This window comes from Rhodoferax mekongensis (genome assembly GCF_032191775.1).
Classification (GTDB): Bacteria; Pseudomonadota; Gammaproteobacteria; order Burkholderiales; family Burkholderiaceae_C; genus Allorhodoferax; species Allorhodoferax mekongensis.
This window is the reverse complement of record NZ_CP132507.1, coordinates 2,896,438-2,920,035: the sequence shown is the minus strand read 5'-3', so window position 1 is coordinate 2,920,035 and position 23,598 is coordinate 2,896,438. Positions and strand designations below refer to the sequence as shown.

The 23,598-nt window shown below is 49.3% G+C and carries 17 protein-coding genes; 11 read left to right on the top strand and 6 right to left on the bottom strand.

The window, feature by feature from the left end; translation table 11 throughout:
• Nucleotide 1: 1 nt before the first annotated feature.
• From RAN89_RS13920 to RAN89_RS13900, 5 genes are all read left to right on the top strand, one after another.
• Nucleotides 2-3,268, top strand: a complete 3,267-nt coding sequence (locus RAN89_RS13920) for a UvrD-helicase domain-containing protein (protein WP_313866870.1) — start codon at nt 2-4, stop codon at nt 3,266-3,268.
• Between the two features lie 77 nt (nt 3,269-3,345).
• The gene (locus RAN89_RS13915) at nt 3,346-4,320 is read left to right on the top strand and encodes a DUF7665 family protein (protein WP_313866869.1); all 975 of its coding nucleotides are present in this window, start codon (nt 3,346-3,348) and stop codon (nt 4,318-4,320) included.
• Nucleotides 4,301-4,774, top strand: a complete 474-nt coding sequence (locus tag RAN89_RS13910; RefSeq protein WP_313866868.1) for a Mov34/MPN/PAD-1 family protein — start codon at nt 4,301-4,303, stop codon at nt 4,772-4,774. The genes RAN89_RS13915 and RAN89_RS13910 overlap by 20 nt, the downstream gene beginning before the upstream one ends.
• 2 nt (nt 4,775-4,776) lie before the next feature.
• On the top strand, nt 4,777-6,024 hold the full coding sequence (locus tag RAN89_RS13905; protein WP_313866867.1) for a hypothetical protein: 1,248 nt from the start codon (nt 4,777-4,779) through the stop codon (nt 6,022-6,024).
• A gap of 225 nt (nt 6,025-6,249) precedes the next feature.
• Nucleotides 6,250-7,461: a hypothetical protein gene (locus RAN89_RS13900; RefSeq protein ID WP_313866866.1), complete on the top strand. Its 1,212-nt coding sequence runs from the start codon at nt 6,250-6,252 to the stop codon at nt 7,459-7,461.
• Nucleotides 7,462-8,745: 1,284 nt separating this feature from the next.
• Here RAN89_RS13900 and RAN89_RS13895 read toward each other — a convergent pair.
• Nucleotides 8,746-9,528: a hypothetical protein gene (locus RAN89_RS13895; protein WP_313866865.1), complete on the bottom strand. Its 783-nt coding sequence runs from the start codon at nt 9,526-9,528 to the stop codon at nt 8,746-8,748.
• Nucleotides 9,529-9,650: 122 nt separating this feature from the next.
• Entirely contained in the window at nt 9,651-10,946 is a 1,296-nt protein-coding gene (locus RAN89_RS13890; RefSeq protein ID WP_313866864.1) for a hypothetical protein, read from the bottom strand.
• Nucleotides 10,947-12,530: 1,584 nt separating this feature from the next.
• Here RAN89_RS13890 and RAN89_RS13885 point away from each other — a divergent pair.
• The 3 genes from RAN89_RS13885 to RAN89_RS13875 all read left to right on the top strand — a co-directional run bounded on the left by RAN89_RS13885 (nt 12,531) and on the right by RAN89_RS13875 (nt 15,109).
• Complete coding sequence (locus tag RAN89_RS13885) at nt 12,531-14,468, top strand: hypothetical protein (protein WP_313866863.1); 1,938 nt, start codon at nt 12,531-12,533, stop codon at nt 14,466-14,468.
• 113 nt (nt 14,469-14,581) lie between these two features.
• On the top strand, nt 14,582-14,815 hold the full coding sequence (locus RAN89_RS13880; protein ID WP_313866862.1) for a type II toxin-antitoxin system RelB/DinJ family antitoxin: 234 nt from the start codon (nt 14,582-14,584) through the stop codon (nt 14,813-14,815).
• Between the two features lie 9 nt (nt 14,816-14,824).
• Nucleotides 14,825-15,109 (top strand): type II toxin-antitoxin system YafQ family toxin, encoded by a 285-nt coding sequence (locus RAN89_RS13875; RefSeq protein WP_313866861.1) that lies wholly within the window; start codon nt 14,825-14,827, stop codon nt 15,107-15,109.
• On the opposite strand, the gene RAN89_RS13870 is transcribed toward RAN89_RS13875, so the two are convergent.
• Nucleotides 15,106-16,113, bottom strand: coding sequence for an IS1595 family transposase (locus tag RAN89_RS13870; RefSeq protein ID WP_313866860.1), 1,008 nt, complete (start codon nt 16,111-16,113; stop codon nt 15,106-15,108). The genes RAN89_RS13875 and RAN89_RS13870 overlap by 4 nt on opposite strands.
• 496 nt (nt 16,114-16,609) lie before the next feature.
• Between RAN89_RS13870 and RAN89_RS13865 the strand changes: the two genes are divergently transcribed.
• Nucleotides 16,610-16,933: a hypothetical protein gene (locus RAN89_RS13865; RefSeq protein ID WP_313866859.1), complete on the top strand. Its 324-nt coding sequence runs from the start codon at nt 16,610-16,612 to the stop codon at nt 16,931-16,933.
• Nucleotides 16,934-17,284: 351 nt separating this feature from the next.
• Here RAN89_RS13865 and RAN89_RS13860 read toward each other — a convergent pair whose 3' ends face one another.
• Entirely contained in the window at nt 17,285-17,938 is a 654-nt protein-coding gene (locus RAN89_RS13860) for a helix-turn-helix transcriptional regulator (RefSeq protein ID WP_313866858.1), read from the bottom strand.
• 2,630 nt (nt 17,939-20,568) lie between these two features.
• Between RAN89_RS13860 and RAN89_RS13855 the strand changes: the two genes are divergently transcribed.
• Together RAN89_RS13855 and RAN89_RS13850 are read left to right on the top strand one after the other, a co-directional pair.
• Nucleotides 20,569-20,952, top strand: coding sequence for a hypothetical protein (locus tag RAN89_RS13855; RefSeq protein WP_313866857.1), 384 nt, complete (start codon nt 20,569-20,571; stop codon nt 20,950-20,952).
• A gap of 549 nt (nt 20,953-21,501) precedes the next feature.
• Nucleotides 21,502-21,813, top strand: coding sequence for a hypothetical protein (locus RAN89_RS13850; RefSeq protein ID WP_313866856.1), 312 nt, complete (start codon nt 21,502-21,504; stop codon nt 21,811-21,813).
• A 271-nt stretch (nt 21,814-22,084) separates the two neighbouring features.
• Here RAN89_RS13850 and RAN89_RS13845 read toward each other — a convergent pair whose 3' ends face one another.
• Both RAN89_RS13845 and RAN89_RS13840 read right to left on the bottom strand, forming a co-directional pair.
• A complete protein-coding gene (locus tag RAN89_RS13845) occupies nt 22,085-22,957 on the bottom strand; it encodes a hypothetical protein (protein ID WP_313866855.1) in 873 nt (290 codons plus the stop codon).
• A gap of 71 nt (nt 22,958-23,028) precedes the next feature.
• Nucleotides 23,029-23,442 carry a hypothetical protein gene (locus tag RAN89_RS13840; RefSeq protein WP_313866854.1) on the bottom strand — a complete coding sequence of 138 codons (414 nt, stop codon included), beginning with the start codon at nt 23,440-23,442 and terminating at the stop codon, nt 23,029-23,031.
• Nucleotides 23,443-23,598 lie beyond the last annotated feature (156 nt).

The following is a 23,598-nucleotide window of genomic DNA, read 5'->3' as shown; positions in this document are numbered from 1 at the left end:
AATGAGTCCATTTGAGGTCGCCAGGCTCAAAGCTAGGGAGTTGCATACATCACACTCAACAAACGGCGACCTCTATACGAATGCGTTCGCATTAGTGAACGCAGTTTGTAGCGATAACGACATTGTCGTCAGGCAGCTGGCCGCGGGGCACCCGTTACTGAATGCCTCTGATGCGGTAATCCGGGTCGAGCAAAAGCGAGTCGTGGTGCGCAAAGACTTGGATGTGGCCACTAAGGCCTTTCTGATAGCGCATGAACTCGGTCACTTTTTCTTACACCAAGGTACTGGTGCTTCATTTGAGCTCAGTGCCTCAGAGTCCACTGGTCAAGCAGCCAGTTCTGCCGCTGAACGTGTCGTTGATGCCTATGGTCCGCGTGAGCGACAAGAATTGCAGGCAAATGTCTTTGCGCGAGAGCTGCTGCTACCTAGAGAACTTGCCGTTAAGCTTTTCCAAGCTGAGCGACTGACAGCTTCATCGATTGCCTCAAAGCTTGAAATCCCGTTAGAGGTGAGCCGACTTCAACTTGTCGATGCTCTGTTGCTTCCAGATATGGCTCCCAGGCAGGACTATCAATTGCCTGCGCAACCTACGGAAGATCAGTCGCTAGCAGTCAATAGTCCCCATCGATTCACACTTGTGGAAGCTGGGCCAGGTACGGGGAAGACTACTGCTCTTTTATTCAGAGTCAAAAAGCTTCTAAATGAAGGTGTCAGTCCGTCTGGGATTGTCGTCCTCACATTTTCAAATAAGGCTGCGGGCGAGTTATTGTCTCGACTTAAGTCTTCGGGACTGAAAGATGCGCAGCGGATGTGGGTGGGTACCTTTCATGCTTTTGGACTGGAGTTCTTGAGGAAGTTTGGTAATCGCTGTGGCTTAGATACCAATATCCAAGTCTTGAACGACCTGGGGGCCATCAACATCTTGGAGAGTGTGCTACCTACCTTGGAATTGACCGCGTACGACGTGCTTCGGGACCCTATAGGCTGGTTGCCTGATGTTCTGAAAAACATTAGACGTTGCAAAGACGACTTGATTGACTCTGAGACCTTTGCTCTTGCTGTTGAGTCTGCGACGGGTGACGTGCATAGCGCCAAGAGAACAGACACAGCACAATTGTTTCGTGTTTACGAGAAAGAGCTCAGAGCGAAGTCCTGTGTTGACTTTCAAGATCTCATAAGCTTGCCAATCCAAGTTCTTGCAGGTGGGTACTCCGAGGTTGAGTCTTTCGCTCGGTCTATCACGCATGTGCTGGTGGATGAATATCAGGATGTCAATCGAGCCAGCGCGACATTGGTGAAGTCATTGGTCCAGAGGGGCAGTACCTTGTGGGCAGTGGGCGATGCGTTTCAAGCTATCTACGCCTTCATGGGGGCATCGAGTCGAAACCTAAAGGCCTTTGAGGTTGACTTTCCAGGTGCTGAGCGCATACCACTTGGTGCCAATCACCGCAGCCACAAAGAGCTTACTGATGTTTTTCACAAAATCTCTACCAATGCAAACTCAAGAGCTGGCGCAGTCCTACTTCATGCCGTCAAGGGGGAGTCTGGACTGGCCCCTACCGTTTTTGAACACACTAAAAATGGAGGTAGTTCGCTATCCCTCCCGTCAGCCATCAAAGAGGTTTCCGAGGAAGTGAGATTCGGTCAGCAGGCGGTGCTTGTTATGACAAATGAAATGGCGGCCCAGTGCGCTCAGAGTCTCGAGCGCCAAGGGATTCCGGTACTTTTTCTTGGTAAGGTCCACGAGAGGCCTGAAGTTAAGGATCTGATGCGCCTTATGCAACTCTCAGTGGATGAGAAGGGGGCAGGCCTAGGCGGAGACTGGGACTCGGTTGAGCTGCGACTCTCTCAAGCTGATCTACAAAAAATCGGTGAGCGAAGCGCTGACTTATCTTGGTGGGATGCAGATGGCTCTTGTCTTTCAGCGCCAGGTCAGTCCACATTGAGTCGATTGAAGATGATCGTAGGTCCTTTGAGAGCAATGACCTCTCCTTGGGAAGCTTTGTGCCACCTGTTATTTGAAGTGCACTGGTTCTTGAGCAGGTTTAACTCAGCGGGGGGGCAAAGCAGCATCAACGCGAAGCTAGCACTGTGGCAATTTGTTCACTCCAGCCGCTCTCCGGACGGTTTATCGAGTTTCGCCACCATACGCAGCTTTAGAGACAAGGTACGCAAGGAAATCAAGCTTGGATTGGTTGGACAACTGAGCAATGTCCCCCCGGAAGCTGAACATTTGAATGCTGTTCATATTCTGACAATTTACAAGAGCAAGGGATTGGAGTTCGATTGCGTCCACTTGTTAGAAATCACAAAGAAGAGGTTTGATAAGAGTTCTGCGAACAATTGGCCACTCATACCCAGTCCTCTATTGAACGACATGCTCCAACAGAGCGAAGAAGACGCGTTTCGTGAGCAGTACTTAAATCTTTTGTATGTCGCGTTCTCCAGGGCACGTAAGCACCTCTTTGTCCACAAAGATGTTGAAGTAGAACTGCCATCTAGCATTTCGAGTCTGGGCCTACCTGTTGAGAAAAAGTATTACCTGCTACAAGAGGTGCCTGACAAGAACGAGGCCGAACCATTTAGGTTGAAGGAAATCACTCTCGAAGATCTAGTGATGTACCGGAGTTGCCCACGGCAGGTGCTTCTGACACATACCGTCGGACGAGTGCCTCGAGGTCAATGGACTATTGCCGCCTTGACGGGAGCGCTGGAGAAGCAAGTTCTGAGCTCTTTATATGCAACTTCAGAGGCGAGGTCTACTGAAGCTGTCGGTGGGCTAATTTTTCAAGGAGCGCAGGCGCTGGGTCTAGCAGACAACATAGCCTTGGGAAAGATTACAAGTCGAATTCAAGCACTAGCTACTCAAGCGACTCGCTTGCTAGCTGAGCCGTCTGAGGTCAACGTAAGGGTGTCTCTCGCATTCCCCGGAGGTGAAGTTCATGTGCTAGCCAATCAGATGCTGACAACTTCCCAACCGAAGTTTCGGTTGATCAGGCGCAAGGAAGCAAACGTCGACGAACTGAGACAGGCTCTGGGAGCGCTTTTGAAAATCCACTCAGAAGAGACCGGAAAAGAAGTCATTTTCGAGCTGGTAGATCTGACAACAGGCGAAGCAAAGAAACCTACAGGAGTCAAGCCTCCAACTGTCACTGCATACAAGCAACTCTTGGCTGATTTGGGCAACGGACTGTTTGCGCCAGAAGTCAGCGAACAAACCTGTAACAGCTGCAACTTCTTTATTCATTGCCACCAAGGTAGACGCTAGCAGGATTACCGCTTTTTCAATACGTTCCGACTGTACTAGTGAGGCCACCGGTTGCTGTGGCTGAATAGGAAATCATCATGGCACGTATTTTTCTCCAATCATCTTTGCTGGCAGACATGGTCGTGCTCAGCGTCGATGAGAATCTCTCGGATGCGGAGATCAAACAGCGCTGCATACAAGCGCTTCCCACTGAATTTCAGTCAGATGAGCTTGTACTCACAGAAGAGGAGCGCTACAGCGAAGGCAAGGCAGAAGATTTTTCTGAGGGGCTAACTGCGAGCAAAAAAGACTCCTCGAAATCCCGCTCTAAACGCTATCACATTGGCCGGTGTAAGAAGGTCACTGTTAAGGTTCGCTATGCTGGGCAAACTCATGAGCGCAGCTTTTCACCCGCCGCGACAGTGGAGCAAGTGAAGGTTTGGGCCTTACATGCATTTCACGTCGCTTCATCAGATGCAGCTGAACTTACTTTGCAGCTTATTGGCTCAGAGACTCAGCCTTCAAGAGATGTGCATGTGGGTGCTCTTGCGGACACACACTGTAATGTTGGATTTGACCTGGTCCGCTCATACACAGTCAATGGCGATAGCCTACTTTCTCCAGATCATGAGGCGCTGGAGAAGTTCTTCATGTCAGCAGCCTACTTATCTGGTGAGGAAGATGGTCGTTGGGCACTTCGTGCGATTGAATGGCCATTTGTCTTTGTTGATGTTTTTGCTGTAAGTGGTGATTGCTATACCTTGCGATTGCAATGCGATGGCTATCCCATGACACCACCAACGGGTGCTTTTTGGGATAACGAAAAAGGCACCTTCCTGATGGCTGGTCTTTGGCCGCGTGTTGGCGCGCAACGTGGCCAATCATTCCGAACAGACTGGCAAAACGGTACCGCCTTATACATCCCGTGCGATCGCCATGGAATCGCAGGTCATGATCAATGGAATCAAATTTATCCTGCATGGGTATGGGCGCCCAATGTTGGTCTTACCCGCTATCTCAATGTAGTTAGTGAACTATTGAACGGGGCTGACTATGCTGGTCCACAAGCTTGAAATTTCAAAGCCTCTTTGGCAACAGCTAATTCGTGATTTGGCCAGGACCGGTATGGGCGTAAAGGAGAGCGGTGCATTCCTTTTGGGAAATATGGAGCCAAGCCGTGTCGTTACAGAGTATCTCCTCTATTCAGATATCGCCCCAGACTCACAGCACGTGAATTATGTCCTTCTCAGAGGTCGACATATGGCCAAAGTCTGGGACATCTGTGAGCTAAGGAAGCTGCGTGTTGTCGCTGATATCCACACACACCCTGGTGTCCCTATTCAGAGCCCCAGCGACCGCGACAACCCCATCGTTTCAATAGCCGGGCACGTAGCACTGATTGTTCCAAATTTCGCCAAGGGCTTGGTGGTGCCATCGTCATTGGGTTTCCACGAGTTTCAAGGGCAGGGCGAATGGAGGTCATGGTTTCGTGGTGAGGCAGCAGCTTTGCTCAACATTACAGGATAGTTATGAAACTCATTGAGTCACTGAATAGAACGGTAAAGCTCGCTCTAGATGATGGAAGCGCTGGGTCCTTGGAGGAGGCGTTAGCTCGATTCGGCGGATTTCACATCCAAATCATTGTGGGTGAGGAGGTTACGCACAATCTCGCACTTCAAGCATATCTACAGACTGTTCTCAATGCAGCTCCTCGAACATTTCGAGGAGAGGTGACGATTGCAGGAAGTCTGGACTTTGTATTTGGTTCAAGTTGGCACATGGGGCAAACACTTTTAGCTACTGCAAAGAGTTATGGTGTTTACCCGGAAAGTGTTAATTCATCTAAAGCTACCCTGGTTGTAGGGCAGTCATCAGTTGAAGTCAAATCGTTTGCATTTGCTCTTTATGTTCAATGCACCACAAACGGCTTTGTCTTGTCGCCAGATCCGCTGGAACTAAGTGCTCAAGACGCGAGTGGAGTGGTTGGTGTTGCTGCTGCGGGAGCAGCGCTCAATGAGTGCTTTCAATATCTTTACTTCAAAAAAACTTGGGCGGGACAGCGACTCATTGAGTACGACTTTCCAGTAGCTCTTACTGGAGGTACGGTGCCCGACTCACTTCGAGTGATTGGCCTTGGACATCTTGGGCAGGCTGCAGTTTGGACGTTAGGTTTTGTACAAAGTTGGATGAGATCTGCATGCAGGTTGGTTTTGCAGGACTACGATTTGGTTTCGGAGTCAGGCTTGAGCACCGGGTTACTAACCGACCTAAGCAGTGTTGGGCAGCTTAAGGTTGACGCAGTCAAGGGCTACATTGATAGATTGATGGTGGATTCGTCGGTCATAGCAACACGTATGGAGTTGGACTCTGAGACTTTCGTGTCGGAGTCGGTTTGCCTAGTTGCAGTTGACGACTTTTTCTTTCGAAAGAAGCTTGATCGTCTCCGAGGCACTAGTCTGATTGAAGCTGGAATCGGGGAGGGGGTTTTGGGCTTCACCAAGTTTCAGCTTCACGTGTTTCCGGGGAAACGTTTGGCTTCTGATGTTTGGACGGGCAGTAGCGAAAAATCAACGAAGCCAATACAAATCTCGGCCCCTGCATATCAAAAGTTGCTACATGAGAGCTCAGATGAGTGCGGGACTACTCAGCTCGCAGGTAGATCAATTGCAACACCGTTTATTGGCGCTTTTGCTGGTGCTCATTTAGTCGCCTACTCCATGTGTCATAGCTCTACTGAAGTCGATGCAATTGCTCTGGATGTGAACTCATTGCACTGAATTGGAATTCGCTGTGCGACCTTGGTGTTGTATCAAGATTAATCAGCCTGGTATCTGGCTAGTCATAGCTCCATATTTCAAGCACTTGCAGCAAGAAATTTTCCTGAGCAGTTTTGGTACTGCCGTATGTGAGTGATGTATTGAACTGTTAAGGGCACTCAGAAAGCATTGGACTAGAAAGGGCAAGTCCTTTCACATTCACAGGTAACCATAGAGTTCGAAAAAATGACGGTAATCGCGCTTCTCAATGTTGAAAATGATCCGCACGTAGTAGCGGACACTATGTTGTCTGCTGAGGGTGAAGACACCCGTGTAAACAAAACTGTATGGTTGCCCAGCTTGGGACAAGTGCAATCGACCTTTGGCTCTGAAGGAAATCCTTGGCACATTGTCAGACTTGCCCGCAAGACATTTTTCTTACCTAACCATGGCGGCGTATTAGCCTTTGCCGGCGATTGCAAGGCTGCTTTCGGTTTTTGGAAAGAGCTTAGTGCAAACATCATGACAATTGCCGGGTATCAGCCAGGCCTAGACATTGACCGCGAGATGATTGAAAGAGCGATTGGCCGTTCGGATGGGACCAGTTTCAATCTACTTGGAGTTATCAAGAATGCTAAAGGTCAGTGGGAGGTCTTTACCCACAACAAACATCAAGTATTTGTTACAGAGACTTTCGGCACCTGTTATCTCGCAGGTTCAGGGAGTGAACTGCTGAGGGCCAAAATTCTTCAGCGAGACCTTGCTAATCAATACAACAGGTCGCAAGTCAAATACCGAATTGGACCAACAGAAAACCTAGCCGAAGGGCTTTCATCAGATCTACTGTATGCCGAGAGTGACTCTAACAATGGGCTATCAGATGCTACGTCCTACGGATGCGGCGGCTTCTACGAGTGGTATCGGGTTGTCGAAGGCGGCGTCAAGATGTCATCTCCCCGTTTGGATATCCACATATCTGAAAGTAACGGGAAGCCTGTCATTACCCGCCTCTATTTGGTAGAAGCGCTGAAACAAAAGGAGTCACGAATCGAACCTATTCCTGTGACCATGTATTCAGTCATGGTAATGAGTTTGATTCTAGATCCATCTGTCCCGTTGGAAAATTCGTTCGGAAGTTGGTCACTTTCGGCACCGGACCCGCATTCAGTGCTAATTCAGCCCACATTTAAGCTCTACAGCGACAAACAAACGGATGGTCGACTTTCAGGTCCGGTTAGCAATGAGGTGCTTGACGAGTTCTTTGGACAGCCAGTGGCAATTAAGAGAATTCGGCTGACATGTTCTGTAAACGGCATAGCTATTGCGCGATCACTTAGTCGTCTTCCTGGAGAGAGGGAGGTGCTCGCTACACTCGCTTATGAAAATGACAGGTTAGAGGTATCGCTGAGCTCGAATGTAGTTGAGGTTGCCAAGAAAATACTCTCACGTGAGACCTGAAGTATAGAAATCGAACGCATTCCTATAGTTGAGCAATGCGTAGTGAGTTGAACGCAGGTTGTTTGCCAAGGCAATCAAACACTATCAAGATACAAGGTTGATTTGTCGATGAGAAGACGCGTGTTTTTTGGATTAAATATGCACATTAAGCTCCATTTTTTTCAGTCAGAAGTTATATGACACAGGTATCATTCAACGATAGCGGTGCTTCCCATTTGTGGAAGCTTGTCGAGGACCTAGGTAAGTTCGTAAGCGTCTTCACGTCCGCGCTACTCGTTCTTTCCACTGCCTATGATCTAAGTTTTTTATATGCACTTGGACTGACATTCGAGGAATTGCCTTCCACACTTTCCGATCATGTTAGAAGCGCAATCGTGTGGGTCCCAAAGGCTCTTTTGTACATTGGTGGTTTCGCGGCCTACGAAATGTTAATGCGTAGAGTTGAAGGTGGATTATCCGAAGAAGAGCTTATTGCTAGCTCACGAAACCCCCGCTTCATGCGCTTCTTTCGGCGAGGACCACAAATAATATTTATGGTTCTCATCCCCACTGGAATTGCTGTGGAATTTTTCTTGAGTACATCAGAACAAGGGATATTTTTCCTTGCTCTCTTCGCGTGGGGCACTCTATCCTTATCGATCGTAGAACACCCACGACTGGGCATCGGGTTTACCAAAACAACTCGTAGGCTTTTTGTGGTGATCCCAATTGTGGTTATTTGGGTTGCAACGCTAGGATATTCACGCGGTACAGCAATGATGAGTGCTAGGGTGCCTAACTGGAGTGTCACACTTACAGTAGGTACGGAGACGGTTACACGTAGTCTTGTTGGGATGCGTCGATTCTCAGAAGCTGCGATTTTGGTAGAGCCTGGCCGGCACGTATCGATAGTATCAGCGGACTCAATTCTTCGAGCAGATGCGCTGCGGCAGCCGGGGGATGATGTGCCGCGCCTGTGTAGATGGTTTAACGCACTCTGCCCGAAACAGATACCGTCTGTGCCCTGATGCCTTCAAAAGCTCTTGTGTATTGAACATACTGAGGAAACTGGGATGTCGACGGTGCCGGTTAATGTTGCACTTACACGCGCAAAGGGCACCAATTTTGAGTAATTGGAATAGATTAGGGCAGGTAAGGTCTTTGGCGACTGACTGTTACTAAAGTGGTCCCGAACTTTGGAGCTCGAAACGTGTCTACGAAATCGGGTGTATTTCAGGTGCTTTTTTCAACATTCCTTAAGGTGCAAAAACGTTCGCAGTTCCGAGGCATCCAAGCGTACATACCCTATTTAATAGGTGTAACCGGAAAAATATTAAGTGCAATTTCTTTGACGATGTCCGCTCGCACGCACACCAACGCGCTTGATCTCTTATCACGCGCAATAACAATACCTGCCAACTTCGGCTCTATCTGACTTGTACTTTTGAAGTCGTGGACGAGGAGGACTGGACCGCCGCTTATTCCTTGGGGGTTTGGTGCAATCACCTCCTTGAGATCTCCACGATAGACTTTTTTTAGATTGATTTTGATTGAAAAATGGAAGAGAGGATCGTATCCAGCTGCTTCTGTCACTACAGAGTTTGCATACTCGCCAAAGTAGCCGTAAGGTTTATTTGATATCCGATTTCCTTTCCTTTCGTTCTTCCTATGTGGAAAACCACATGCAGCAAGGTAGTGTTTATCACGCAAAGGGAGATCAATTATTAAATCCAAAGGTATCGGCTCATCAACGATATTGCGTGGTTCGAGCGTTTCCGGAATAAAAACCGAAATGTCAAGATGTTCGCCGTTTGGTAGCGGAAGAATTCCTGTACGAAGTCTGTTTAGTTGTTCCAAATTGCCATTGACGGCTGCGTATATCTGATACTTCTGGTCACATGGGTTAGTCTCGTCTTTGTCAAGAACGTGCTTGGCAGTGACCAATACGACTTGATGTCCGAGATCGATTCCCGTTAGGGTTCCTGCATGATAGGGGCGACCTTCACAATCTGCCTTGTAGCACGCAACATAGCTTTTTGAAAACTTGCTGGCGTTAGCGCTTATTTCCTGCGATGTTGTCAATGTCATATGTGGTTCTCTATCGGTTTATGAATCCGACTTGACGAACTCTCGTTTTGGGTTGGTAGCAGTTAAGGGTAACAACCGCTCTGATTAAGGCAATCAGGTTCCTACAGCCAAGTACGCAAATGTTATGCGCGTAGCCTCTTATGCCACTGACTGCGCTCTAGGAGTCTCGTTCGAGCAGATTGCAACCCATACCGTTCGAAAATTACCTCCAAGGCCTCAGCCTGACCTAACAGGTCAAGGGAATAGAGAATACGCTCGAAAGCTCTTACCTTTTCCATCATCCTGATCAATGCCCGTAAATATCTGTCGGGGTTAGCCGCATGACTGTCAACATACTTCCGATATATCGAGTGTGTTAGATCGAACGCTTCGGAAACTGGCACTTCACCTTCAAATTCGAACAGTGCCTGAATTGCTGCAAATTCCTCAGGGCGGATCTCACTGGCAAGAGCTTTCGCGGAATCCTGTAGGGCATCGTGGTCTTGGAGGGTATCGTGGAGATCGTCCGAATTCACAATCCGTGGCGGAGGTGGATCAATCACGTACTTCAGGTCGTTTACTTTGCACCAATGGTCAAAGAAGCGCATAAGCGCCTCAAGTGAGAGCCCAGGTATCGCCACTTGCATGCCTATGCACGCAGCCATCTCGTGACGCTTCTGAATAAGATTCAACGCTCTACAAAAATCTTTGCCACTCAACTTGTATTTGGCCATCAAAGTCAATTTGATACTAACAAAAGAAGCATCACACCAAGCTGTGCGATTGGGAAGCTCTGTGGCTAACTGATACAACTGGTACCTAGACAATTTTTTGGTAAACGTACCCCAACGATACTCATCCAGCAACTCTTCAGTCTTCTGGCTAAGTGCAAGAAGCAACCGTTCAACCTCGTTAAACCTCTCTTTCAAGACTATAAAGTTAATGATGCCGATGTCAGTGAGATGCTTCTTGCTGTTTAGGTCAAAGGGATAGCGGAAGACCTGACCGGATGCATCCATGGTCGCGACATCGCGCACGTACTCATCAAGCCCGTTGATGCTTACAGCAAGACGTTCGTCCGTCGCGAAGGAGTTGCTCTGAACGTAGTGCCAAATCAAACCGAGATCGTGAGAATCTTCGTGACTGAACGGTGGCAATGGAACGCCGCGAGTTTTGCCAATGCTAATCAGATTCTCTGCGACAGACTTTAAGAAGAGCTCAATCGCATGACGCATCGTGAAGCAAACTGGGTAGACTAAGATGTCTACAGGCAACTCGATCCCCTTAGTAGCGATTGCCCTATCCAACAATGCATTCGCTGCTTTGGCAAATCCACTTGCGTAGTCGATGATGCCCGGCGCACCGTTATCCCCAACACAGGCGTTAGCCCAGGTCGGTTCAGAACCTCGAAAGGTCTTGTTTGCTGATCCTAGTTCCATAATTTCAAATTCACAGTGTTGATTCCAGCGACTTTCGGACCCGAGCGTCCGTGACCGGCGGCTTGAGCATGGCAGACTTGTTTAGCTTGGGGAGCTATCGATACCCTACTGCCTTTTCTCCCTAAACCCTGACGGGCAGCAATCAGCCTGATTCAGACATGACGGCAACAGGCTGGAAGCAGTCTTTTACTCCGTCCCATAGCGGGCATTCAAATGCAACGCACAGTCGTAACTGTTGGCGCATGAAGGTTAGTAGGCTTTGACCAAACAGTTAGTCCGAAGTTTTCGGAATTGACAGCGCATAAAAAAGTAAACCGGTTCCTTGAATCAGGTATGCCACAGTTGTGAACAAATGCTGGATATGTCCCCAGCTGACTCCCTGAGTGAATAGCGAAGCGTATGGCACTACGACCGTCACAATGCAGCCAAGAAGAAACGTAACCGAGGGCACGTTTTTTCTACGGCTAAAAATTATTATGGCGGCGCATAAGAAAAGAAAGGGAACAATTTTTGTGCCTAAGGCATACAGTAATGCGGGTACGTAACTTGGGTTCATGTGCGCGGTTTAGCAAAAATCATTAGGTAAAAGTTAAGGTCTTCCGCCACCGCCAGTGTAGGTTCCCCTGAAAGATGAAAGTAGACCCCAATCGGTAGGTTTGAAATATGACCGCTTACGCTGCAAAGGCGACTCGGCAGGCGCACCTCATTTGTAACAGATCGGATGTCCGCTTTTGGGCAGCTATTTCGGGAGTGCGGAGGACCGCTTGGGGTCGTAAGTGGCCTTGATAGGACACCTGATATCGCTAGCGAATTACATCATTGATCTAGGTGCCTTGATTCTCTTAGGTACCAGCTAGTTGTTGAAACGCAGAAGGTATTTCCTTTCCGAACGCGGTTATCTGAATATCTGTCTCCACACCAACCTTGTGCAGTTCAACTTCAACCTATCCTGTCTATTGTGGTCTTTTACCCAGTCCTTTTGAAGTTGAATGCTACTTTCGCTTAGTCTTTTGTACCTACAGCTGTGGAAAGTAGCTCCTGTGACGTAGTAGTTGCGTGCCACCGCCGCCTTCAGTGCACACCTTAAGTAATTCATGCGCATAGATGGAGAAAAGCGAATCTGTGGTCTAAAGGCTGCACTTCTGGCATGGCCAGCGTGACCTCTCCACTTCCTGTCATTAACACCACCAGCGTTACCTTGAATATTTCAGGCCCGCACTCCACCGAACATGTGCGTCAAAGCCCTCATTTAGGGTTAAGCAGGTTGCTCGTTGTTTAGATTAATACCAGTGTATATAAAAAATGTATCTATACCGTGTACGAAGCGAAACATAGTCTCTCTTGTTTATGTCCCATGCCTTAAATCTGTGAAATCACGCATTGCGTGAGACTGAAGATTAACTTCAAAAGTTAATCAAAGGCTACTTGCTGATAGGTTGTCTGTCGACCCCAAATTTGGTGTTCTGCCTCAGAAAATTGTGAGGTAGATCAATGACTTACAAAGATTGCAAGTATTTTTTACCGTCGCCAATATTTGCTTCTTTGGCGCCGCGGGGCACGCAAATGAGACCGCGGAAGAAGAAAATGACGATCAAGCAACTTACATATCAGGTGCTATTGGAAGACTTGGAGCGACAAGTTCAGTATAGACACCTAAACAAATTTACCGCAGCTAATCGGAGGACGGCTTTAAGAAATCTACTTAAAGCGCTGAACCTAAACGAGTCAGATGTAGTCGGTAATGAACTTCGCCCATATTTTCAAAAGGCACTCGAGGTTTTCTCGTCATGGATGCGAAATCAGGGGCGCTCTGAACGAAGCATTTCAAATGCTCGTGCGGATATCAAGCCATTCAGAAATGCAGTGATTGAGTTTGATGAACTCAATGCATATGAAAATGGACAGCCAACTGATTTTTCAAAAATGGTAATTTCTATTTTGAAAGGTCTGACGATTAAGGCGGTCGCACGTGAGTCAGGTATACCGGAAAACATGTTGAGGGGATGGGCAAAAGGACGACGACCACTAAAGAGTAACTTTAGATTTGTTCATCGTTTTGAGTCATTTTTCGGAATTGAAAAGGGGGCACTCATTTCATTGGTCTCTACGACTCAGAACTTCTGGAAGCACCCAGATAATCCGGCTGTTCATAAAATTGAATATCGTGAGTTGCAGCGCGAGCGAAGTATGTCGATGTATCGACTTAAAGTTCCCCCTGATTCTTCATTTCGCGAGGAGTGGCGTAACCTTATCAAATACAAGACTGACCTTGTTCCTTCGCTTGAGCGCTCGCCCGGCGGAAGGTGGACGTTATCAGCCCTGCCGATAGCATTCAATCGAACCGTGGCTTGGTGGTTGTATCTCAATAACGCTGAGGTGCCGGCTGCTGGTGCATGTGCCTCATCGGTTTTTTCATACCTAGGGTGGCTGTCAATTCCGGCTCCTGCCGGACCAGGAATTCCGGAGTGTCAAACACAAACCTTAGCTTGGTTCATTTCATCAAAATATGTACAGGAGTATCTTGAGTGGCTTAAGGTGCGCGCCGGTGATAAGCATTCACGCTCTGTGACTACTTTTCTAGCAATCGTTACTTGGCTCGTAAGACCCGGGAATGGATACTTGTTTCAGCAAGATGGCTTTGAGCACAAGTTGCCACATGGTACCGTTCAGGGGACATGGAAAGCGGCATGTGAGAAACAGTATGCATTTATTCAAAGATACAAAACAGCGGTTCATTCTGAAGTAACAGTAAGTCGAGACCCTTTTGACCCAATTCGTTCTGTTATCGAGTTAAATCAGCCGATGGAGGCGGTTGCCGACATGATAGGAAGAATGCGTGCGGATAGGCCAATAACGAGTCCTTTGGCGGAAGCAATTTGGGCTCGTGACATCCTTATTATCAAGTTCTTTGTATCGAATCCACTGAGGTTGCGAAATATGGCTTCATTGACATGGAGTCCAAATTACATTAATGGATATAAACCGAAAGATAAATGCGCAATCTATAAAAAAACTGATGGTAGTTGGTGGGTCAGCGTTCCAAAAGGACTTTCGAAAACAAGGTCCAAGCTGAATAAGCAAGACTACGATGCGCCGTTACAAGAAACCGCATGGAAAGATTTGGAGCGTTACCTTACTGTGCACCGCCCTCTGCTTTTGCGTTGGCCATCGGAGTTGTTATTTATTGCGAAAGAGCCAAAAGCCAAAAATGGTACTTATCAAGGCAGAGGCAATGAGGAATTTGTCCTTACGCAGGGACACACGCCATTCATGGCGATGTCTCGTCGAGTTTCATATTTAACTCGAAAGTATCTTTGGAACTCGCCAGGTGTCGGGGCTCATGGGATGCGTCATATTGTTGCTACATCTATTCTTAAGTGTGATGGAGGAGACATTAAGACCGCTGCATTGGTACTGAACGATGCTGAAAAGACGGTATTCAAACACTACTCAGGAATGAGGAGCGGAGATGGAAATAAGAAAATGGGTGAGTTGCTGAAGAAAACATTCGATAGGATGTAATTGGACGGCTCTGTTCGTGATTCGTATTGATGACTTGAAAGGCATGTGTTGCCTCAAATTAAGGTGACTGCTACAATGTAGCTACATTGTGGTATTACGCATAGGAGTTCACCATGCTTACTGTCGATGTTCGTTCTAGAGTTGAGCCAGAGCTCAAGCGTGAGGCAGCTGCCGTTCTCAAGGCTGTCGGTTTGGACGTTAGCACCGCCATTCGTTTGTTTTTACGCAGCGTCGTTGAAAAAGGGGGCCTGCCCATAGACATGCCACGGCCCAACCCCACCACACTTGCAGCCATCAAGGCGGCGAAGGCTGATAAGGTGACTGAAGTCTCCCTTGACGACCTTTGAGCCTGACGCATGCCCAGAGTTCTCAAGGAAACGAGCCAATTTAAGACTGATAAGAAGCGCATCAAGGGCTCAGGGCGCTACGATTGGACGAAGATGCGCACGGTCGTCAAGGAATTAATGAATGACCGACCGCTCGACAAGAAGCATCGCGACCATGAGCTGTCAGGGGAATATGCTGGCGCTTGGGAATGCCACGTTGAACCTGATTGGCTCCTCATCTATGACAAGGTTGGCTCCGTCGGTACTGGAACGCTCAAGTTCATTAGAACGGGAACCCATAGCGACCTGTTCTAGCAATTGATTAGCTGTCGCCCAAGTCCGGATATGACGAAGTATTCGGGCTTCAGGTCGCCCTTGTACCACTCGTCCAGTCTAGTCCAGGCAAGGTAATTGGGCATGTACTTGGTGGATACGCCTCTGCGAACCCTGTTGAGCGTGGTCTTAAGACCTTCGTGGTAGCTGTTCACGTTCTGCACGTGGTACACCCCCTCTTCAACGCGAGGGCCGTAGGTGACAGCTACCGAGTGATAGGCTGCACCGAGCGACTTAGCAGCTCCTCGCAACGCCGCACTGCCGTCGATGCAGACCAAGGTACCCGGACCGACCACGCCCCGCAAGGCATCAGTGGCTTGAGCTATGGTCATGGCCCCCAAAGTTTGGTCTGACACATAGGGCTGGCCCCGCAGACGTCCAACCAACACCGGCACCAGGTCCTTACGAGAGGAGGCCTTACCCTTTTTGCCCTTGGTGGGTGGCTTCCCGCCATGGCGACGCGGTGGTCGAGTTTTGGTGGGGTCCTCGGGGGAAATAAGCTTTCGGCTGCCTTTCTGGGACTCCCTAAAGTACGTCTCGTCGGCCTCAAAAATGCCCGTCACCCCTCTGGGCTGGTGCCCAACGACAGCCGCCAGGAATCGGTGGCGCCATCGGAACGCAGTGCTCACGGACACCCCAAGCTCTTTGGCTGTAGCCCGGATGGTCAGTCCCTTCTGAAGGCACTCCCCATGCTGGAAAAATTGTTTTTTGGAGTGAAGGTGAGCCAACGGCGTGTTCGTTGCCGCATTGAAAGTCTTGGAACAGTCCATGCAGCGGTAGCGTTGTACCCCACGACCTGTGCCGTTTTTGACGCACTTGAAGCTGTTGCAGTGAGGGCATCCGGCACCGGCCATCGCCTCATCAATAGAGCACCGAGCGCGGGAGTGGTGGTGGATACGCTCGGTCTCCGAGCGCAGGTCGGCCAGTTGCTCAGGGCTGAGCCCGGGTAGCATTGCCAGTAGTGCCTTGAACTGAGAAGCGCGCAAGAGCGATTCTCTTCTGAAAATCAAGAAAACACAACAAAATCAATACGTATTAGGAACAGAGCCAATTGGACAGGCTATGGTTTGAAATGGAAGGTATGCAGATCTCAATGGCAGATCTGCATACCTTTTCTCCCATGGCGAAATGTGGGAGATGTGTCAGTTCATGTAGACACATGTTTCGTTTAGCGGAGTAGCTCTTAAGCTCACCTCCAACGTACTAGGCTGGTTAGTGTGAACCACCAAACGCTAACTTGATTCATTGGGTTTCGCTGATCCGAACTAGCATTTTTCTTAACGCACTCAAGGTTTAATGCGAAGTGCATTAACCTCATGTCGAACACTAGTCTTGCGATCTTTCCTTTGTGTTTAAGTGCCAACGCCTTTGGCAAAGCTAAAGGAAAAATGACTATGAAGGCGCCCTTACTTAATGATTGTGGGTAGGCCTTATGTCTCTATCGTTTCTCATCAAGCATCCTTAAGAGAGTAGGAGAGAGTCATGATCAACACCAGCCACAGTTTCCAGTTCAGTACTTACCGTGTTCAGTCCAATGACACAAAGCAAGAAACATCTATTGGCCGGACGTTGAGCCCCAAGCAATCTACTCCTATAGCTCCATCCAGTGTAACTTTGGGTATCAGCAAGGAAGCAGTTCTTAAGTCTTTAGGTGACAGATTCGACTCAAGGAATATGAGTTATGGAGAAATGAAGGAAGTCGCTACAACTCTTCGAGAAGGGAGTTTGATCTCCGAGCGTGAGTTTTTCGATATGACTCTTGAAATCCATCCAATAGGCGGGCGCTACAGTGATAGCAAGACATGAGATTTTCAAAATCAGTACCTAGCACAAATAGAGCACACAAAGAACAATATATCAAAGCCAGTGACGAAGCAGCAGCTTGACTCACTTGAGAAGATATTCGGTTACCTGAAGACAATTTAAGAAATACCATCTGAATCAGATTGGTCTCGAAAGTAAGCTTATTCCTTTCGTTCAATCTTCGGCACAGAAGCCCCAAATAAACTTGTTCCGAGCCCTGGCTGCAGGGCGTTAGCTTTTGGGACGAATAACTCGTCGCCGCCGAATAGGGAAAAGCCGAGTTGTTGAAGCAACTGGCTGGTCCAAGTAAAGCGGCATCACCAATCCAACTGCCTGTAACTGATTCGCAGCATGTCATGAAAGTACAACCCCTCTCTTTAGGTCGCTAGTCTGCTGCAGGACGCGCTGACGTGCATCTTCCGTAAGGATGGTGACTAATGGGGAGGCTTGGCGAAGTTGCTGAGCGTGATGCGTGCGCCCTAGCGTTTTGCGCCAAGCCCCCGTCTGTAGTATCTTTTGCCACTCAATCCACAGGCTGGTGGAGCGGGAGTTGCCTTTTTCAAGCCATTTCCCGACGGTCTCTTGCGCCTGTTGCACTAACGAGGGATTTGCCTTCACAAGTTGAACTGCTTCCTCGTGAAGCGCTAGGCTCTGAAGATCCTGAATTGCGTGCCTTGTGTTGTCCATGGAAACTTGAACACGTACCATGGGTGCCGAGCGCCTTGAACTAGCTGCGGCAGAGCCAGCGGGGGCAGGGTGCATTGTGTCTCCGGCCAGAAGTGCCAATTCGCCGCCGATTCCCAAGAAGGACATCAAACGAAGGTATGTACCGATGGAAGGGGAGGGGTCGCCGGACTCTACCGCGCGCAGAGTATTTCGCGTGATTCCAATGCGCTGCGCCATCTCAGTGGTGCTGATGCCCTGCGCTTTGCGAAGTCGCTTGAGGCGGTCACCCAGTTGCAACAGTAATTGGCGTTCGAGGATGTGATTTATTTCTAAGGTTGTCATTTGGTCAAAATTTTAACCAAAATATACAGAAATGGTTATTTTTTTGCGCAAATTATCAGTACCTCAAAGACCTTTCGACTAGTGCGTGAGCTTCAAGCTCCATTAAGCGGGCGACGCCACCGACCTCTTCTGTAGCGATGGTGCGAGCACGATGCCAATGTCACGTTTCCGCGGAAGGGCTGAAGAGGCTGATAGACGCCGAAACCTATTACATTTCAACACCAATGCAGTGCTTGATTGGCGCTGGCAACTCATAGAAAGCGTTGTCCAATCAGTTAGGCTAGTGACCGTCGATACTCGCTCCCAAGCAATCACCTTGAGCGATTGGGAACGATATACAGCATGGGTTGCGAAGGCCCTACCCGACGCCTATTCTTGCTTCGGCTATGAATACCGATGATGTTGAACCCTGCATTCAGGCAGGCCTGTGCCAAGTACGCTGTCTAGAAGCAAATTTGAGACTTTTGCTTCCCGCTAGGCTTGCAAGCAACTGCTCGGTTAGATCAATCAATCGGTGCAGGCTGAGAGCACCCCTTCTAAGTCGCTGTGTTTTTGATTTAGCCACTCCAGAGGACTGCAAGCAATTTCATCAACGCTCCGTAGCGTCAAGCAATTCGAATCTGCCTGCAGCTCTTACCTCGCTCAGGCAATGCTCCAGCAACTCAATGCAGTGCTCATTTTGGGCGGTGCTTCGGTCATTAAGTTCCGGGAATTGAATTCTCATTGCACCCAAATATCCATCCAAACCTTCCAGGCCATTGAATGGCACTCAAACTTGACCCATGGGGGGCGAGCAAAATATTTGACTACCTAGAGTTCGTTCATATCTTCATACATAGACCGCCTCTGTCGGCGTTTCAGGTGAATCGTTCAGGGTGCACTCAGGCCTCATTCGTCCGAGAGCCCCATCTCCGCTCGCACTTTCGAGTTCCAATAGGCGTCGGACTCGTGCCGAGTAGGTCGGTACGATTTGAAAAACAGAATCCTCAGCGCTTTCATGATGCTTCGTATTTCCGCAAAGAAGTCACTCATCAGGCGCCTCACGTTTAGCTAACCAGCGGCAGGGGATAGACATGCCACTTCTGTATTGCGCGCATCTGCACTGGGTTAGGCTCGAAGCACAGTCCGAAAAGAATGAATGCAGTTGAAACGTCACTTCGCTTCGACCGCACAACGACAGCCTCTTGCGGCAGTTGCTGCAGGTGAAGTCATCTGCTTTTTCCTTGCATGCTCCAGTTCGCTTTTCAGCCAGTCTTCCCTTGCGCGCAACAGCCTCTGGCGAAGTCTCGGATACGTCGTGAACTCTAGTGCAGTGTCGATGTCGGTGAACGTCGCAATCGTCATTTTTTGCTTCGCCAGCGTACAAAATCGCTTAATTCAACTATCAGCTCCCCGGGAGTTTTGCCCAAGTCAAAAAGCGGAGCAGGGGGAGGCGGTACGCCGCCTAGCACGCCGTCATACAGGTCAAGTTTTGTGCTTGCTTCCATCATTTTGCTTAGTCCAAGCAGATGACGACGCTTGGTCTTTGTGATTCGCTTCGGCATTACAAGCCTTCAAAGTTTCGCCTCTGTAGTCGCTGCAGGTCACGCTCCAGCGCCGGCGTAAGCGAAGTGGTTCCCCGGTGCAGCATCTGCACGTAACATTTGTCTAACGTCGTCCTGGCGCGTTTCCAGTTATCGCCCGGGTACTTTTCGCCCCAGAGCAGGGGCGACAAGGTGCCGTCTACGTCAGGCGCGAGGTTTTTTTCCGAGCGGGGAAACTTGATTGCGCCGGATTGCAAGGACTCGCCTCCGCGGTGGTCCTGGGCATGACTTGTATGCACGACAGTCCCGGCTGAGACGCATAAGACTAAGTCTTTCCATGGACGGAGTGAGTAGTCGGCGCGAGGATGGATCGAGACTTCAAGCATAGGCTTCAAGTGTAGAAACTCTCTACACTTTTGTATGCAGGTGCTAGCAGTGGTGTGCAAATGCACATCCAGTATTGCTTGCTAGCGGATTGCTCGTTTAATGACTGAACGCTGGTCAGAGAAACTGGTACTCCCCCGCCTTGAGGGCGGTCATGAGTTCTTGCAAGAAGCGATAGTCGATCCTTTATCCGCGATTTCGCCAGCATCGGTTCGAAGGGCTGCATTGTGTCGCTCCTTTTTGATGAGGGTTCGGAGCATGGTCAATGGTGCTGGAAACCCTCTGTGAGCTCTTTTGACGACTTGCTTGCGCACGCCAGCAAAGGAGGCTTTAGATGGCTATAACTCTCTCATACCCGCAACTAACCACTCTGAAAATGTTAGCGGGCCTGAACTGTGAGTATTCGTTCTGCACCGACCTTCTAAATGCCGGCGAGGTGGAGGGTGCTGGCCTTGTCCGATCGATTACACCAGTAGCTTGACTGGATGCAAATCGAGAAGCACTGCGCCTCACCTTGCTGCATTTCGACCCGGAGCTTGATGTTGACTCCATCCGCAGAACAGATACGTGGAGGGGGAGTCCTGGGAACTAGCGACTGTCAAAAAGCAACCTTGCGCGACGCTTGCTTGCTACCACTAACAAGGCTTAAGCAACGCATAGAATTCTGAGTAAATCACCATGCGCGGATTCTTCTTCATGTGCGCAGGGTTACTCTGATTCCTAATGCCTCATTTCAACAAAATCTTTGCAATCGCGCTGACGATAGTTCTATTCGGATGCTCATCAAGTGTTCCTGTCGGGGACAATTTCTACCCTAAAACATTTAATGGGTATCTGGGTCATCCACCTGAAGTGCTAAACAGGCTGGCGGGTAAATGGACACTTCAAAAGCTCGAAGACGGTAAATACGTCGACGTGACAGCTAAAGCTGGATTGCGGGTTTCAGAAGAAACCGTGGGTTTAACTAGAACAATCACCGTAGACATCCAAAACCAGGGGATTGTCGAGTTCCCCATGCGTCTAACGCTCAACGACAATGCTGGCGTTTTTGTCTGCATAGGCTGTGCAAAGACTCCAGAAGCGTGGTTTGGTCGTCTGCTCAATTGACCCACGGAAATGGGTCAAAGGAAAACCTTTCCGCTGAGATAATTTCCTCAGACTTAAAGACTATGGGTTGGTCATGGCGGTTCAACCGTCCGGTCCAAGTAGCCCATCCAGAGCGCGCGACAAATGAGCCATCAGAAGCTGGCCGCCCATATAGGCGCCACTTACAGTCTGATTGCATCATAGTGACTGGGTCAATGCCGGACATGTTGTCCCCAGCACCTTGGCCGCGCCTTGTACACGTAATATCAGAATGTCTGGTTTGCTCGTGACGAAATTCAACCAGATAGGGCGAGTCCTGCACACCGAGTCCAGTAGCGATGTCACTAGCGATGAGACCTGATAAAGCACAAACCAGTCCGAACAGAGTAATGTAAATTTTTTGAGATAACTGCATGGATTTATGAATAAGTTGTTTGCACGTATAGACATGACGATTTAGCCAAGCCCCAGCCGAGCGTTGTCGGACTCGACCCGAATGAGGACCACTTGGCGCTCACACAAACTGATCGTTTCGGCAACGCCAAGTCCATGCCATGTGTTCCATGTGTCATGCAAGGCAAGACAGTGGCGCAACGTAAAGCTACGGTACAGCAGGTCGCCATTGCTGCAGCTGCCTTTGCAAAGCTGGCCGGCAAGTCCCTTGCTCTAGAAGATTTGAACTTTGGGGAAAAGGAGAAACATCTGGCGGCCCTGAAGGGCACGCCGCGGCTATGCCGCAGGAAGCGCCAGCTCAGTTCCTTCGGGTACAGCGTTTTGGGGCAAGCGATCCACGGTCGGGCTTTGCTCGAAACGGTGCCTGTGGCAGAAGTCCATCCCGCCTTCATTTCGGTGATAGGCCGTATCAAGTACGCCAAACGCTAAGGGGTAAGTGACCACCAAGCTGCTGCACTGGCCATTGGCCGGCGCAGGATGGGCTATTATGAAAGTTGTCTTGACCGCGGGTTTATCCCGGACGGTAAAGGCGACCACCTCATTGTCGGGCTCCCTGTAAGGAAACGCTCGGCGCAGGCATGGTCGCACTCGCCGCTCAAAACCAAAACCACAAGACCGAAAACATAATTTGCCGATCGCTGCGCCATCGGCACCGTGTTTCAAATCGAGTTGTTCAACAGAATTGGCTGCGATGCGACGCTCAACTGGATTCCGTTGATTTTGAGCCTGTTCCGTCCTGCAGGATTTTCAATCGCTCTCGAGCTTCCTCGCAAATCATTGCGCCCTCATGGGGATAGTAGTGGATGATTTCGAACAACTCTTCGGCATTTTGAATCCAGTCCAGGATGAACAAATCTTTGTGGTTGTAGTCTGAGTACGCCATATAGGAACACCCATCATCACCCTCCACCAAGGATAGCTTGCCATATTCATCCAATGCATCCTGAGTCCAGCGCTGCTGCTTCATAGAATAAGCAACCAAGCCCTCCATGCCCTTGGGGTCGTCATCAATTGACTTGGAAATATCGAGCACTGTCGCGTGAAGCCAGTCATCCATTGAAAAGCCCTGGGACTTCGACGCTTCGCACACGTCGTGCCACGAATACAGGCCACTCACATCTTGAGCAATAAGTTCATAGATGCTGCCCAACATGCCGGCCCTCTCCTGTAATTTCCAAAGCTCAATCGGAGCGACGGACTTCTCAATTTTCTCTTTGCCATCCTCATTCAATGCCGTTTGAGTCCAGCGCTGCTTCTGATAACCCGTAACCAAGTCCTTCAAGCGCATGGGGTCGTCATCAATTGACTTGAGAACTTCCTGAACTGAAGCGAGAAGCCAGTCATCCAGCGAGAAGCTTTGGGACTTCGACGCTTCGCACACTTCGGGCCACGAATACAGGCCACTCACATCGCGAGCAATAAGGTCATAGATGCTGCCCAACATGCCGGCCCTCTCCTGAAATTCCCAAAGCTCAATCGGAGGGACGGACTTCTCCATTTTCTTTTCCCCCTCCACGCCAGCGCCGATGTCATTACCGACATCAACTGTCAAGTCGGACGACTGTTTGTTCATATAAACCCCTTCTGAAATTTGTGACACTGCAAAGTCGCAGTTCTAGGTTTAGTGATCGCGTTTAGCCTTTTTCAACATATGCAAATTGTTTTTGCAGCTTGCTCAGCCTGCGCGCGGAACAACATCTTGGAACCGAAGCACGTGTGTACTTTGCCGTCGCTGAGGCGATTGAACTTGGCTTCCAGCACCGCCATCCGGCGACGCTCAACGTCCAAGGCTCTACATTGCAGTGGCGTGTGCGCCTTCTTCTGTTTGAGGAGTTTGGTGACGCTAGCGCGCGTGCCTTTAAGTGCTTTTGTGATGTCGGAGATCGCCAGCTTGTCCACTTCAATCCGTGAGGCAATCGTGCCTTTGAAGAGGGTCCAGCAACTGTTGAACTGGCGGGCGGTAATGCTGAATTCCTCGCGGAACTGGGACTTGAGCTTGTCGACTGCCTTGGTGTCGTAGCCGGCAGCGCTATAGGCGGCAAAGAGACTTATCTCCAAACGACCGTAAAGCGCACCAAAGGCATCGAATGCTTGAGTGGCGATTGCCGGTGAGCCCGGGTCTGGAGGGGCGTTTGCATTACCTTTGGGAGTTATCCAGCAGCTGACCCGTTCCTTTTCAAATCAACAAGTTATACCCTCGCGTGGAATACACAC

Excerpts from the sequence above, each read along its gene's own strand:
- RAN89_RS13920 (WP_313866870.1), top strand. The coding sequence starts at position 2 with ATGAGTCCATTTGAGGTCGCCAGGCTCAAAGCTAGGGAGTTGCATACA.
- RAN89_RS13915 (WP_313866869.1), top strand. The coding sequence starts at position 3,346 with ATGGCACGTATTTTTCTCCAATCATCTTTGCTGGCAGACATGGTCGTG.
- RAN89_RS13850 (WP_313866856.1), top strand. The coding sequence starts at position 21,502 with ATGCAAGGCAAGACAGTGGCGCAACGTAAAGCTACGGTACAGCAGGTC.
- RAN89_RS13890 (WP_313866864.1), bottom strand. The coding sequence starts at position 10,946 with ATGGAACTAGGATCAGCAAACAAGACCTTTCGAGGTTCTGAACCGACC.
- RAN89_RS13885 (WP_313866863.1), top strand. The coding sequence starts at position 12,531 with ATGACGATCAAGCAACTTACATATCAGGTGCTATTGGAAGACTTGGAG.
- RAN89_RS13900 (WP_313866866.1), top strand. The coding sequence starts at position 6,250 with ATGACGGTAATCGCGCTTCTCAATGTTGAAAATGATCCGCACGTAGTA.
- RAN89_RS13875 (WP_313866861.1), top strand. The coding sequence starts at position 14,825 with ATGCCCAGAGTTCTCAAGGAAACGAGCCAATTTAAGACTGATAAGAAG.
- RAN89_RS13845 (WP_313866855.1), bottom strand. The coding sequence starts at position 22,957 with ATGAACAAACAGTCGTCCGACTTGACAGTTGATGTCGGTAATGACATC.
- RAN89_RS13860 (WP_313866858.1), bottom strand. The coding sequence starts at position 17,938 with ATGACAACCTTAGAAATAAATCACATCCTCGAACGCCAATTACTGTTG.
- RAN89_RS13855 (WP_313866857.1), top strand. The coding sequence starts at position 20,569 with ATGCCTCATTTCAACAAAATCTTTGCAATCGCGCTGACGATAGTTCTA.
- RAN89_RS13905 (WP_313866867.1), top strand. The coding sequence starts at position 4,777 with ATGAAACTCATTGAGTCACTGAATAGAACGGTAAAGCTCGCTCTAGAT.
- RAN89_RS13910 (WP_313866868.1), top strand. The coding sequence starts at position 4,301 with ATGCTGGTCCACAAGCTTGAAATTTCAAAGCCTCTTTGGCAACAGCTA.
- RAN89_RS13865 (WP_313866859.1), top strand. The coding sequence starts at position 16,610 with ATGATCAACACCAGCCACAGTTTCCAGTTCAGTACTTACCGTGTTCAG.
- RAN89_RS13880 (WP_313866862.1), top strand. The coding sequence starts at position 14,582 with ATGCTTACTGTCGATGTTCGTTCTAGAGTTGAGCCAGAGCTCAAGCGT.
- RAN89_RS13895 (WP_313866865.1), bottom strand. The coding sequence starts at position 9,528 with ATGACATTGACAACATCGCAGGAAATAAGCGCTAACGCCAGCAAGTTT.